Below are 13,053 nucleotides of genomic sequence, written 5' to 3'. Positions count from 1 at the left end.
GTGGCGCGTGTGGTGCGGTGCTCCGTGACCTCAGCCGAGGTCGAAGGAGCCCGCGCTCATCTGCTGTACGAACGCGTTCCACGAGGTGGGCACGAAGGAGATCGACGGCCCCTCGGGGGCTTTCGAGTCCCGGACGGCAATGGTCTGGACGACGGGGGACTTCACCTCTACGCATGCGCCGTTTCCGCCGGAGTACGAGGACTTCGTCCACGTGTCCGTAGCGCCCTGAAGAATTGCCATGTTCGCTCCGGTTCAGCAAGTGATGTGAAATAGCGCCAACTTCCCGCTGGCATGATCGACGCTACTCGCCTCGCTCCTTGTCCGGGGGAGGCGTTCACTCGTACGGATGGCTAATAGGCGAACGGGCTTACGGAATAGCCCGGTTGGGGGGTATAATCCCCTCGCATCTGTTGACGGTAAATGGATCTGTCCGACTATTTCGGCTGATGCGGTGCGGAAACCGCGCGCGAAACGGCGGGTGAAACGGCACGCGAAACGGCGCGGTCCCGGAAGCACGGGGGGTGTCCGTGATCCCGGGACCGGAATAGGGCCGATTCGGCGCGTGGTTCAGCCCTCGGATCAGGGCATGGATCAACGCTCGGTGTAATCCTTGATGATCTTCAAGATGAAATCCCGCGTCTGCTCGACATTCAGGGCCTGGGCGCGCAGGTGCTCGTACATCACGCTGTAGCGCTGCACGTCATTCGCCTTCTCCAGATAGAGGTCGCTGGTGACGCCCTCGATGTAGACCACGCTGGAGTCCGCGGCGTCCGGGAATTCGAGAATCGCGTAGTGCCCGCTGATCCCGGGGTGCGCGCCCATCTCGAAGGGCAGCACCTGCACGGTCACGTGCGGGAGCTGCGACTGCTCGACGAGATGCTCCAGCTGCTCGCGCATCAGCTGCTTGCTGCCGACGACACGGCGCAGCGCCGCCTCGTCGACCACGGCCCAGAGCCGGAGCGGGTTGTCGGGCGTGTTGACGCGGTCCTGGCGCCGCAGCCGTACCCCGACGCGCTTCTCGACGTCCGGCGCCGGCGCCTCCGGCAGCGCTCCGTTGATCAGCGCCTCGGCGTACGGGCGGGTCTGGAGCAGCCCGGGAACGACCTGGGGCTCGTACACGCGGAGTGACGCCGCGTCCGTCTCCAGACCGATGTAGACGCTGTACGGGATGTCGCCGAACGCGTGCCACCAGCCTTGCTGACGCGAGTCCTTGGCCATTTGCATCAGCGAGTCGACGATCCGGGCGTCCTCGACCTCGTACACGCCGCAGAGGTCGCGCACATCGCGCTGGCTGATGGAGCGGCGGCCGTTCTCCAGCCGGCTGATCTTCGACTGGGACACCAGCAGGCGCTCCGCCACTTCTTCGGCGGTCATGCCTTTGAGTTCGCGAAGCCGACGCAACTCCTGGCCCAATCGGCGTCGCCTGACGGTGGGATTGACGTTGGACGCCACGGGAAACTGCACCTCCGGCATAACTGGTGTAGCTGTACGTATCTACTGCTGAGCAGACTGCCACCAAAGGTCCCAACTGCGCTGGGAAACGGCCACAGAGACGTATGCACCGGTCTGCGCCCCGCACGCCGCGCGCCCTTCCGCGCGCCCTGGCGCCCCCTGTCCGTTCCGCAGCGACCACGGCGGCCCCCGGGGGCCGTTGCGGGCTCACGAGGCCCGCTGGAGGCCGCCTGGGGCCGTCCGGCCGGGCCGGTCCGGCCGGACGCACAACGCGCGGGGTGGCCGAATGGTTTCCGGCCACCCCGCGCGTCTTGTGCGGCTCCCGGACCGGGTCTGGGGACTGCGATACGGCGGACTGCGGTACAGCGGTGATGCGGTCGAGCGTGCTGCGGTCGAGCGGTGCTGCGGTGCTCAGTGCGCCGGCACCCGGTCCATGCCGCCGCGCTGCGGCTGCATCGGCACGCCGCCGGGCGGCCTGCCGCCGCCCGGAGCGCCGACGGCGCCCTGGGCGGGGTTACGACGCGGCTGAGCGCCCGCGCCGTTCTGGACGTCCATCACGGCGTGTGCCACGAGGCCGCCCATCGGGTCGTGCCTGATCAGGTCCCGGAGCCGGGAGCGCGAAGAGCGCCCCTCGTTCCCGGGGTAGAGGTGCTTGCCGAGTCCGACCGCATGGGCCAGCGCGGCGAGCGCCGCGGTCCGCGGGTCCGGCGGAACGCCGGTGCGGATCGCATTGTCCAGCCGGGACTTGATCTCCCGGCTGATCGCCGTCTCGGTCGCCTGGTAGCGCGTCGTCGGCAGCACCCCGCACATCTGGCCCGCCACGGCATGCACCATGCCGCACCGTTCCAGATGCGAGAGATAGGTCTGGCGAAGCCCCAGTCGGGGTCCGCCAATCCAATGGACGGCCCGGACCGGACTGCCGCGTCTGCGCAGCAGTTCCAGTGCGGAGTCCAGAGTCGGATCTCCGGTCGGCCGTGGCATCACCACGGCGATACGATCCCCATCAGGGGCTATCCGTCCTGCCAGAGCCAGCTCCACTAGCTGTGCTCCGGCGAGGCCGAGGTCGAGCGACTGCGGCTGCGCTGTGGTACCCGTGGCCGGGTCCAGAGCGAGCAACAGAAGCTCCTCCGGAATTGTTCTGCGGCTCCTGCCCATCCATGCCTCCCCGCGTGGATGAATGACAGGGTGACCCCTCTCACAATGGTCTGTCGAGGGTGCCTGGGTGCTTTGTGTGGGAACCGTTATGTATGTCGTTCTCGTCTAGCACGTGGGCCGAGGTCTCAGAGCAGGACACTGATAGATGCTTCGGACAGTGCGGTACGTCGGATGAGACATGAAGGAGACGCGGTGGCGGGCGAGTCCCCCGGTAAGTCGGAGCAGCGGAAGTCATCGGGGGAGACGGCCCCGGGAGAGCAGGATCCCCGGCTCTCAGTCTTCCGTGAAACGGCGGCGGAGAGGACCGGAACGGCCGAGAAGGCCGAATCCGGTTCCGGCTCCGGATCGGGTTCCGCGGTGTCGACGAAGGTCGCGACCGCAAATCGTACGGAGGAGCCGACGCCCTCGGACGAGGCGGGGGAGGCCGGCGGAGCCGGCGAGGACTCCGACGAGTCGGACGGCGGGCCGATAGCCGAAAGGGGCGATGAGGCCCCCAAGGACGCGAAGAAGGACAAGGACACCGAGGAAGAAGAAGCCGCAGAGCCCAAGAACGAGGCCGGGGACGCGGACGCGGAGGATGCGGAGGGCAAGGAGGCGGACGCAGAGGCGGCGGACGCCAAGGCGCCCTCCTGGGCCAAGCCCGCCGCCGTACCGGACGCATCCGATGCGCCGGACGCACCCGACGCATCCGTTGCGCCCGACGCATCCGACGCCTCTGGCGCCTCTGAGGGCTCAGGAGACGCTGAGGGCACTCGTGCCTCAGCCGAGGGCTCCAAGGCCGCTGAGGCCCCCGCCAAGCCCGCGCCGGACACCAAAGCCGATGCGGACGGCCCCGCGGTCGAGCCCGGGACCAAGCCCGAAGGCGCATCCGACGGCAAGCCCGACGAGCCCGGCGAACCTGACGAGCCCGGCAAGCCGGGTCAGCCCGACCGGCCGACCACCGTCTTCAAGGCCCTGCCGCGCCCCCCGGTCGACCAGCCCACCACCGCGCTGAAGATCCCCCCGAGCCTCCGGGCGGAAGCGGCCAAGGCCGCCGCGCCGAAGAGCAGCACCTTCGTCCCCCTGCGCCGCGACGACAAGCCGGAGCCGGACGCGGCGGCCAAGCCCGCCGCGTCCACCGCCACCGCCACCGCCACTGCCTCCGCCGCCGCGCCCGCCGCCTCCGCCGTCGCGGCGCCGCCCGTACCGCCGCCCGCCGCGGTCAAGGCCCCGTTCCCCGAGGCCGAGCGCACCCGGCAGCAGCCCATGCCGCCGATGCCGCCGCTCGACCTGCTGGCCGAGCTGACCAACACCCCGGAGACCGCGACCCGCAAGGCCGTCCGCCGGGTCAAGATCTGGACGCCGCTGGTCGTGCTCGCGGCGATCGTCTTCATGGTCGTCCAGTCCGTACGCCCGCTCCCGGAGCCGCAGTTGGCGCTCTCGGCGGACTCCAGCTTCACCTTCGACGGGGAGAAGCTGGACATGCCGTACCCCGACGAGGGGCAGGGTGCCGTCGAGGTCGAGGGCGTGGGCGCGATCGGCACCTTCGGCGAGCAGAAGCCCGCGCCGATCGCGAGCGTCGCCAAGACGATGACCGCCTACGTGATCCTGAAGGAACACCCGATCAAGGGCGAGCAGGACGGCCCGGACATCGAGGTCGACAAGAAGGCGGGCGAGGAGGCCGGCCGGGAGGACGAGTCGGTGGCGCCCATCAAGGTGGGGCAGAAGTACACGGAGAAGCAGATGCTGCAGCTCCTGATGATCCCCTCGGGGAACAACGCCGCGCGGCTGCTGGCTCGTTGGGACTCCGGGTCCGAGGACGCGTTCGTCGAGAAGATGAACGCCGCCGCCAAGGAACTCGGCATGAAGGACACGACGTACACGGACCCGAGCGGCCTCGACTCGGCCACCGTGTCCACCCCCGTGGACCAGATCAAGCTGGCCAGGGCCGTGATGCAGAACGATGTTTTCCGGACCATCGTCGACATGCCGCAGATCGATATTCCGGGGATCGACAAGACGATCTACAACAACAACACGATTCTGCTGGAGCCCGGGGTGGGCGGAATCAAGACCGGTTCGTCGACTCCGGCCGGCGGAAACCTCCTCTGGTCCGCGAACACGGTCATCGACGGCAAGCCGCGCCGGATTCTCGGCATCGTGATGGGCATGCAGAAGGCCAATCTGCTCGACGAGAAGCTCACGCTCGCCAAGCAGGAGAGCCTGAAGCTGATCCAGGCCGCGCAGGCAGGGGTCCGCTCGGAGACGGTCGTCAAGAAGGGTGATGTCGTCGGTTACGTCGACGACGGGCTCGGCACCCGTACCCCGGTGGTCGCCACCAAGGACCTCAAGGCGATCGGCTGGGGCGGTTTCAAGGTGAAGGTCGCCCTGGAGGAGAGCGAGACGATTCCGCACTCCGCCGCGGCGGGCACCGTGGTGGGCAAGGTCACCGCGGGCAAGGAGTCCGTCCCGGTCGCCCTCCAGTCCGAGCTGGCGGAGCCCGGATTCGGCGCGAAGGTGACGCGTGTGAGCTGACGTCCCCCCGCCCCCTCCTGTGTGCCCGCCGGTGCTTCCGGCGGGCACACAGCCGTTTACGGCGAGGCGCGGGCGCTCAGCGAAGTCGATCAGTGACGGATCGAATTCGAGCCGCTCAGCCCTCCCGTGCGTGCTAGCGTCGCGAAACGGACATCTGCACGGACGTCTGCCCGCCGCGGTCCCGATTCGCCGGCCGGGCAACCGTCGGAGGCGGGATGGCGTCCCTGGGGCTGCCGGGGGGTCGGCACGCCGGGCAGACGACGGTGAGACGGGGAGACGGAGAGCCGCAGTGACCACCGCTGAGCCGACGCGCGCCGGAAGCACGCCAGACAGCAGCACGTCTGACAGCACCGCCGACGGCACGGTCGACAGCACGGCCGGGGGGCGAGCCGTCGCCGCCGCTCCGCGAATAGACGTACCGGGGCCACGGCCGGCCGGAGGCACAGGACCGCCGGGCGAACAGCCCGAGGGCGGCAGTGGCGAGGACGGCGGCCAGGACGGCGGCCAGGACGGCGGGGAGGACCCGACCACCCCGCCCGGCACCCACGTCCCCACCCACCTCCGCTCCCGCCTCCGCACCCGCTTCGAACCCGTCCGCCTCCGCGTCCTGCGGCACCCCGTCCTCTTCACGACCGCCGTCGCCGGCGCCGTCCACGTGCTGTGGTTCTTCTTCTTCGCCAACAGCGGCGGCGACATCGCGGCCCAGGACGCCTGGGCCGAGTTCGTCGGCCGGCACCCGGACTCCGCGTACAACCTCGCCTGGTACGGCGGGATGCACCCCGTCTCGTACAGCGTCGTCTCGCCGTATCTGATGTCCGTCCTCGGCGTCCGTACGACGATGATGATCGCCGGTACCGTCTCCGCCGCCCTGACCGCGCTGATCCTCGTCCGGGTGCGGGCCGTCCGTAACCCGGTGGCGTGCGCGCTCGTCGGGGTCTTCGCGTATCTGTGCAACGCGCTGTCGGGGCGCGTGACGTTCGGGCTCGGCGTGATGTTCGCGGTCGGCGCGGTCGCGGCGGTGTTCTGCTGGCCGTACCGCTGGCGCCGCAAGCGCTGGCTCAAGGGGGTCGCGGCGGCGCCGCTGGCCGCGCTGGCGACGGCGGCGAGCCCGGTGGCCGGGCTGTTCCTCGGGGTCGTGGCCGCCGCGCTCTTCCTCAACAAACGGCGCCCGGGGGCGTACGCGCTGGGGCTCGCGCCCGCGGCCGTCGTGGCGCTCTCGGCGTGGCTGTTCCCGTTCTCGGGGACGCAGCCGATGTCGGTGGGGACGGCGTCGCTGCCGTTCATCACCTCGGTCGTCACGTTCGTGCTCGTACCGAAGGAGTGGCGTACGGTCCGGGTCGCCGCCGCCGTCTACGGCACCGGTGTGCTGCTCACGTACGTGGTCGACTCGCAGATCGGCTCCAACGTCTCGCGGCTCGCGATGATCATCGGCGGGGTGGTGCTGCTCGCGGCGCTCCCGTACACCGAACCCCGCTCGCACCGCTGGTACGCGCTGGTCCTGGCCGTCGTCGGGCTCAACTTCTGGATCGGCTTCAAGGGCGTCGACGACATCGTCCGCACGGCGCCCGCCGCCTCGTGGACGCGCGAGCTGGCGCCGCTGGTGAACCAGTTGCAGCGGGTGGGGGCGGAGAAGGGCCGGGTCGAGGTCGTGCCCGCCAGCAGCCACCGGGAGGCGTCGGCGCTCGCCCCGTACGTCAATCTGGCGCGCGGCTGGAACCGGCAGGCGGACATGGAGCGCAACCCGCTCTTCTACGACGACACGCTGACCGCCGACAGCTACCGGAGCTGGCTCGACCGCTGGGCCGTGCACTACGTGGTGCTGCCGCGGGGGAGGCCGGACGCGGGCGCGGGGCTGGAGGCGGAGCTGGTGGAGAAGGGGCTGCCGTATCTGGAGCGCCTCTGGGGCGACGCGAACTGGCAGCTCTTCGCGGTGGAGGACCCGATGCCGCTGGCCGACCCGCCCGCGACGGTGGACCGGGCGGGCGCGGGCGAGCTGACGATCCATGTGGAGTCGGCGGGCCGGGTGCTGATCCGGATCCCGTACTCGCCGTGGCTGGGGCTGGTCGACAGCGACGGCAAGAGCGTGCTGCCGCCGCAGCAGACGGAGACGTCGAAGGCGGACCCGGAGAGCCCGAAGGTCTTCACCAACCCCAACGGCTGCCTGATGAAGGCCGAGGCGACCGGGGACGGCGACGAGTGGACGGAGCTGCTGGCACCGCGGCCGGGCGTCTACCGGCTGGCGGCGCCGTACCAGCTGCCGCGGGGCACGGGGTGCCCGGAGGAGATGCGTTAGCCGGTACGGCGGCGGGTGGCACGGGGTGGCCGTAGCGGATGGCGGTGCGTGTCGTCCGCCCATCCGCCCATCCGCCAAGGAACCGCCGGGCTCAGCCGATCGGGAACGCCACGTCGCAGACCTCGTCCGTGGCCGACGACGCGTCCCAGTCGGCGAAGTAGATCTCGCGGCACGGGCCGGTGACCGTCAGGCCCCGCCGCTCGATCCACCGCTCCACCGCCTCGAAGGCGGAGAGGATCTGCGGGTGCGCGACCTGCGCCTTGGTGATGCGGACGTAGGCGAGGCGCTGCGCGGGCTCGGTGCGTACGGTGGGGGCTTTGCCGGCCGGCGAGTCGGCCGGGGAGGCGGTCGTGGAAGCGCTCGTGGAGGCCACGTACGCGCGTGCCGCCGCGCCGTCCGCGACCGGTACGCAGGCCTCGGCCGGGCCGTCGCTGTCCGGGTTGACCTCCGCGTGGTACGCGACGAACGGGACGCCCGCCACGCCCCCGCACGCGGCGGCGGCCCCGGTGAGGCGCCCGAGGGCGGCCGGGATCCACTGGGGAAGCTCGTCGGAGAGCAGATGGCGGCGCTCGGCCAGCACGGTCCGCTCGGGTACGTCGACGGTCCTGATCTCGTACATGTGGCTACTCCTGCCGGAGAGTCGGTCACGGATATGGGCGGCGAGCGCGCGCCGGACCGCGTGGCGTTCCTCGACGTCGGTCCAGTACGCTTTCAGCGCGTCGGCGGCCTGTTCACCGGGCAGCGCGACGACCTCGGCGATGCGCGCCAGCGGCATGTCGAGCTGCCTCAGGAGCGCCACGAGCCGGGCCTGTTCGACCTGGTCGGGGCGGTACCAGCGGTAGCCGGTGGCAGGGTCGACCCGCGCGGGGGCGAGCAGACCGAGCCGGTCGTACAGCCGCAGTGCCTTCGGCGAGAGGCGTGAACGGGCCGAGAAGTCACCGATCGTGAGTAGTTCCACGAGGTCCCATCCTCCGTCACCGGGCCGCTGTCGGCCCGGCGGGGCAGAGCGTGCGCCTTGCCCCTGGGGCAGGGTCAAGCGCCGAGGCGCGGCGGCACGGCAGGAAGGTTGGACCCACGGGCGGAACCGAGGTTGAGTTCAACACCGGGGCCAAGGTGAAAAGAGAGAAAGGTCAAACCGTCAATCATCTACTTTTGCTTTCGGGTTACGGCGCGATCCCTCATAGTGATGCGATATGAGGTGTGAACGGTGCGGGAGTGACCGGGGAGAATCGCGGCCCGGCACGGAGTGCCAGGTGTGCGGCGCCGGGGGCTCGGAACCCTGGAACGATGCCGCCGACACACAGCGCTGGTCCGACGCCGGTGCCACACAGGCGGCCTGGACCGGCCTGGAGGCGCGCTCGGGGCCGGTTCCCGGCATGACGATGCCGAGGACGGCCGCCGCCGCGGCGAACGTCGCGCCCGGCCCCAGGCTTCACGAGATACCCGACGAGATGCCCGGCCAACCCCTGGGGCGGGCCTTCGACGAGCCGGCCGATCCGTCGCGGCTGGGCGAACAGGGCCTCGGCGGGCCGGAGTCGTGGCCGGAGTCGGGGGACGACAAGAACCGCGAACGCGGCGGTGGCGGGCGGGGCTCCAGGCGGCGCTCCAAGCGGGACGCCTCGCGCGACCGCGCGCGCGACCGTGAGCGGGCGCTCGCGGCGAGCCAGGAGGCGGGCGCCTTCTCGGAGTTCTCGCCGGACTTCCCGCCGGGGAGCATGTACAGCAAGGGGCGCTCGCGCAAGCGCGTGCTGATCACGCTCGCCGTGCTGGCCCTCGGCTGCCTGGGCGTGACGGTCGCCGTGGTCAACACCTCGGGCAGTGGCGGCCCGGTCGCCGGCACCGCCAACCCGCAGGTGCCCCCGGGCGCCGACGCACCCCAGCTCCCGGGCCTGGGCGGCGGCGGCACGGACCCCGGCAACGGCGTGGGTGACGGCGTGGGCACCGGCAACGGCACCGGTACGAACCCGGGCGCCGGCATGGGCACGAACGCGGGCGACCCGTCCGGCGGTGCGTCGGCCGAGCCGGGACCGGGCGCCGGCGTCGGCTCGGAGGCGGGCTCGGCGGCGCCGGGCACGCCCGGCGGTTCGGGGGCGGCGGCGTACGAGGAGTGGGCGGGCCCCGGCTGCAGCACGGGCCACTACCGCGAGCACGGCCGCGTGGAGAACGGTGACGCGGCCTGGTACACGGTGAAGTCCGGCGGATACAAGGGGAGTTACTGCGACGGGAGATTCTCCGCCGTACCCATGTCCGGCAGACAGGACCAGGACTCGGGATCCACCGCGACCTGGTCCTGGACGCTCGACAAGACATACGAGACCTGCGCCGTCGCCGTGTACGTACCGAAGAGCGGCCGGGACCGCGATGTCGCCGGCAACCCGACCGTCTACAGCGTGCTCAAGGACCCGGCGGACAGCGGCACGGGCTACGACGGCTTCGCCGTGATCCAGACCAAGCACCGCGGCAGCCTGGTGAAGGTGGGCAGCTACAAGGCCGTGGGCCGGACGTTCGCGGTCCAAATGGTCGACCGGGGAGTGGACTTCGGCAGCGAGGAACGCACCGGAGCGCACCACGCGGCGGCCCAGATGAAGATCAACTGCACCTAGCAACCAACGGCACACAGAGATCAACTGCACAGAGAAGTGGTAGAAGCCATCAGGTGAAGCGCGCCGACCTGACCCGGGAGCTGACCGGCCTGCGCCGCGCGTCGATCGGCGGCCGGCGGGCCCCGCACAAACCGCTGCTGGTGCTCTGGCTGCTGGGCCGGTTCGCCGCCTCGGGCGGTGCGCCGGGCGGTACGGCCGTCACGTACGACGAGGCGGAGGAGCCGGTCAGCCGGCTGATCAACGACTTCGGCCCGGCCGTGACGAGCCCCGCGCGGGCCCGGGAACGGGCCGCCATGCCCTTCGTCCACCTGGAGCGCTCCCTGTGGGACCTGCGGGACGCGGCCGGGCATCCGATCGGCCCGGACGCGCCGGAGCGGGGCGGCCCGCTCCGGGCGCGCGGTGCGCACGGCCGGCTCCGCCCGGAGGCCGAGGCGCTGCTCGCGGACCCCGCCGTACTGGCCGGGGCGGCCCGCCAACTGCTCGAACAGCACTTCACCCCGGCGCTGGAGGCGCTCGTCTGCGACGCGGCGGGCCTGGACCTGCCGGGGCTGGACGAGGAGGCGTACGCCGCCGTACCGCCCCCGGTCCGCCCGGCACGGCGGGCGCGCCGGGCGGGCTTCGCCGAGGAGGTGCTCCACGCGTACGCCTACGCCTGTGCCTTCTGCGGCTTCGACGGCGCGCTGGGCCGTCACCCGGTCGGACTTGAGGCCGCCCATGTGCGCTGGCACAGCCAGGACGGGCCGGACGCCGTCGAGAACGGTCTCGCCCTCTGCTCCCTGCACCACACACTCTTCGACCTGGGCGTCCTGGGCCTGCTCCCCGGGACGCGGCCCGGCGCGCCGCCCGGGAGCCCGCCCGGCCCGCGTATCCAGGTGTCGCGGCTGTACGTCACGAGGAGCGAGGCGGGCCGCGCGGTGGACGCCCTGCACGGCAGCCCCGTCGCGCCGCCCCGGCCCGGGCATCCGCCCGTATCAACGGAGTTCGTCATCTGGCACGGACGGCAGGTCTTCAAGCGGCCGGGCGCGGCGGTGGCGTGAGCCGGGCGGGACGGGCCGCGGGCTGACGGGCCGGGGCCTGACGGGCCGGTGTCACGTCCGCTCGACGAGGCCGGTCTCCCAGGCCCAGGCGGCGATCTCCACGCGGTTGCGGGCGGGCAGCTTGGTCTGCACGTTGCCGAGGTGGGTCTTCACCGTGCCGACGGAGATGGAGAGTTCGGCGGCGATCTCCGCGTTGGTCAGCCCTCGGGCGACGAGACGTACGAGCTCCAACTCGCGTGCCGAGAGCGGGCTTTGAGCCCGGTCACGGTCGGTCGGGGGGCGGTTCAGACGGCGCAGCAGCCGTACGGTGATGGAGGGGCTGACCAGGGCCTCGCCGGAGGCCGCCGCCCGTACCGCCTCGACGAGCAGGGCGGGGCCCGAGTCCTTGATCAGGAAGCCGGCGGCGCCGTCGTGAAGGGCGCGGTGGACGTACTCGTCGTCGTCGAAGGTGGTGGCGACGACGACCTTGGGCGGGTTGACGACGCCGGGCCGGTTGAGGCGGCGGAGCGCTTCGAGGCCGTCGAGGCGGGGCATGCGGATGTCCATCAGGACGACGTCGGGGCAGTGCCGCGCGGCGAGTTCGACGGCCTCCAGGCCGTCGGCGGCCTCGGCGACGACCTCGATGTCGTCCTCGGCCCCGAGGATCATCGAGAATCCGGCGCGGACCATGGCCTGGTCGTCGGCGATCAGTACGCGAATGGTCATCGGGCCGCTCCGGCGAGTCTGTGGGGAAGGGCGGGTGCGACGGGAAGAGTGGCCTCGACGCCCCAGCCGCCGCCCGTGACCGGGCCCGCCTGGATACGGCCGCTGATCAGGGCGACTCGCTCGGCCAGCCCGCGCAGGCCGAAGCCGCCCCCGCCGCCGGTGTGACGCGGTCGGCCGTTGTCGGTGACGCGTACGGTGACGGAGTCGGCGCCGTCCTCCGGCCCGGCGGACCGGGCCACGCGCACGGTCACTTCCGTACAACCGTGGGCGTGTTTGCGGATGTTGGTGAGGGACTCCATCACCACCCGGTGGGCGGTGGTGGCCACCTCCACCGGCAGATCGTCGAACGCGCCCTCCCGGTCGAGCCGGGCCCGCGCGCCGCCGACCCCGGCGAACCCCTCGACCAGCGCGTCGATCTCGCCGATCCCGGCCAGCGGCGCCAGCGCCGGCCGGCCCTCGGTGTCGCGCAGCATGCCGACCATGTGGCGCATGGACGTCAGCGCCTCGGTCCCGGCCTGCTCGATCCGTTCCAGCGCCGGAGGGATCAGCTCCGGGCGCCGCTCCGCGATGGCGAGGGCGCCCTGTGCCTGGACGACGATGCCGGTCACGTGGTGGGCGACGAAGTCGTGCAGGTCGCGGGCGAACTCGTTGCGTTGCTCCAGGCGCAGCATGGACGACTGGCGCCGCTGCTCCGTCATGATCAGCCGCCAGGTGACCGCGATGCCGAGGACGGCCGTCGAGCCGAAGACGAACAACGTGATCATGGCGATCGCGTTGCCGCCCCCCGTGCCGAGCGCCAGCGGCCTGAGCACGATCGCTGTCCACAGCAGGGGAGGGGCGATCCACCCCGTCCACTCCCGCCGTCCTCGTACGGGGACGATCAGCAGCAGCCAGACCAGTGCCCCCGGTTCGGCGAACCCGTAAGGGCTGTTGAGGAAGGGGAAGCCGGGGACAGCGAGGTGAAGGCCGTACACGGCGAGCGTGAAGCCCAGGGACGCCGCCCCGGCCGCGCAGGCGACCGCGGAGAGCGCCCGGGCGCCGAGCCACGGTGACACGGCGACGACCGCGACGACCGCCAGGACGACGCCCAGCTTGATGAGGTCGGCGTCGTACGGGCCGAACCGATCGGACCTGTAGTCGAACACCAGAGCCGTTCCCAGCACGGCCAGCCACAGCAGCCATCCGGCCCGGGCCAGTGGCCGCCCCACACGCGCCCACCGCGAGGCCGGGCCGGTGGACGGCTCCCCTCGGCCCAAAGTCGTAGGGGACCGCGAGAGATCTGTCTTTCGCCCGA

General features: G+C 71.6%; 10 protein-coding genes. 4 read left to right on the top strand and 6 right to left on the bottom strand.

Features of this window, described 5'->3' with window-relative positions; genetic code table 11:
* Window positions 1–30: 30 nt before the first annotated feature.
* From AB0389_RS24190 to AB0389_RS24180, 3 genes are all read right to left on the bottom strand, one after another.
* Window positions 31–240, bottom strand: a complete 210-nt coding sequence (locus tag AB0389_RS24190; RefSeq protein ID WP_366397556.1) for a DUF397 domain-containing protein — start codon at window positions 238–240, stop codon at window positions 31–33.
* 351 nt (window positions 241–591) lie between these two features.
* A complete protein-coding gene (locus tag AB0389_RS24185) occupies window positions 592–1,452 on the bottom strand; it encodes a helix-turn-helix transcriptional regulator (RefSeq protein ID WP_366397555.1) in 861 nt (286 codons plus the stop codon).
* A gap of 411 nt (window positions 1,453–1,863) precedes the next feature.
* Window positions 1,864–2,607 (bottom strand): GPP34 family phosphoprotein, encoded by a 744-nt coding sequence (locus AB0389_RS24180; RefSeq protein ID WP_366397554.1) that lies wholly within the window; start codon window positions 2,605–2,607, stop codon window positions 1,864–1,866.
* A 171-nt stretch (window positions 2,608–2,778) separates the two neighbouring features.
* On the opposite strand from AB0389_RS24180, the gene AB0389_RS24175 reads away from it, so the two are divergent.
* Window positions 2,779–5,121 (top strand): D-alanyl-D-alanine carboxypeptidase, encoded by a 2,343-nt coding sequence (locus AB0389_RS24175; RefSeq protein ID WP_366397553.1) that lies wholly within the window; start codon window positions 2,779–2,781, stop codon window positions 5,119–5,121.
* A 607-nt stretch (window positions 5,122–5,728) separates the two neighbouring features.
* Entirely contained in the window at window positions 5,729–7,414 is a 1,686-nt protein-coding gene (locus AB0389_RS24170) for an MFS transporter (RefSeq protein WP_366397611.1), read from the top strand.
* Between the two features lie 91 nt (window positions 7,415–7,505).
* Here the strand turns inward: AB0389_RS24170 and AB0389_RS24165 are convergent, their stop codons facing one another.
* Window positions 7,506–8,372: a MerR family transcriptional regulator gene (locus AB0389_RS24165; protein WP_366397552.1), complete on the bottom strand. Its 867-nt coding sequence runs from the start codon at window positions 8,370–8,372 to the stop codon at window positions 7,506–7,508.
* A gap of 295 nt (window positions 8,373–8,667) precedes the next feature.
* Here AB0389_RS24165 and AB0389_RS24160 point away from each other — a divergent pair, with 295 nt between their 5' ends.
* On the top strand, window positions 8,668–10,017 hold the full coding sequence (locus AB0389_RS24160) for a hypothetical protein (protein WP_366397551.1): 1,350 nt from the start codon (window positions 8,668–8,670) through the stop codon (window positions 10,015–10,017).
* A gap of 53 nt (window positions 10,018–10,070) precedes the next feature.
* The gene (locus AB0389_RS24155; RefSeq protein ID WP_366397550.1) at window positions 10,071–11,054 is read left to right on the top strand and encodes a phosphorothioated DNA-binding restriction endonuclease; all 984 of its coding nucleotides are present in this window, start codon (window positions 10,071–10,073) and stop codon (window positions 11,052–11,054) included.
* A gap of 51 nt (window positions 11,055–11,105) precedes the next feature.
* Here AB0389_RS24155 and AB0389_RS24150 read toward each other — a convergent pair whose 3' ends face one another.
* Window positions 11,106–11,759 (bottom strand): response regulator transcription factor, encoded by a 654-nt coding sequence (locus AB0389_RS24150; RefSeq protein ID WP_366397549.1) that lies wholly within the window; start codon window positions 11,757–11,759, stop codon window positions 11,106–11,108.
* A complete protein-coding gene (locus tag AB0389_RS24145; RefSeq protein WP_366397548.1) occupies window positions 11,756–12,967 on the bottom strand; it encodes a histidine kinase in 1,212 nt (403 codons plus the stop codon). The genes AB0389_RS24150 and AB0389_RS24145 overlap by 4 nt, the downstream gene beginning before the upstream one ends.
* Window positions 12,968–13,053 lie beyond the last annotated feature (86 nt).

Origin of the sequence: Streptomyces sp. NPDC093109, assembly GCF_040701725.1 — a bacterium.
In the GTDB taxonomy this organism is placed as follows: Bacteria; Actinomycetota; Actinomycetes; order Streptomycetales; family Streptomycetaceae; genus Streptomyces.
The sequence above is the reverse complement of the archived record's forward strand: the minus strand, read 5'-3'. Positions and strand labels throughout refer to the sequence as shown.

Excerpts from the sequence above, each read along its gene's own strand:
- AB0389_RS24190 (WP_366397556.1), bottom strand. The coding sequence starts at position 240 with ATGGCAATTCTTCAGGGCGCTACGGACACGTGGACGAAGTCCTCGTAC.
- AB0389_RS24180 (WP_366397554.1), bottom strand. The coding sequence starts at position 2,607 with ATGGGCAGGAGCCGCAGAACAATTCCGGAGGAGCTTCTGTTGCTCGCT.
- AB0389_RS24175 (WP_366397553.1), top strand. The coding sequence starts at position 2,779 with ATGAGACATGAAGGAGACGCGGTGGCGGGCGAGTCCCCCGGTAAGTCG.
- AB0389_RS24150 (WP_366397549.1), bottom strand. The coding sequence starts at position 11,759 with ATGACCATTCGCGTACTGATCGCCGACGACCAGGCCATGGTCCGCGCC.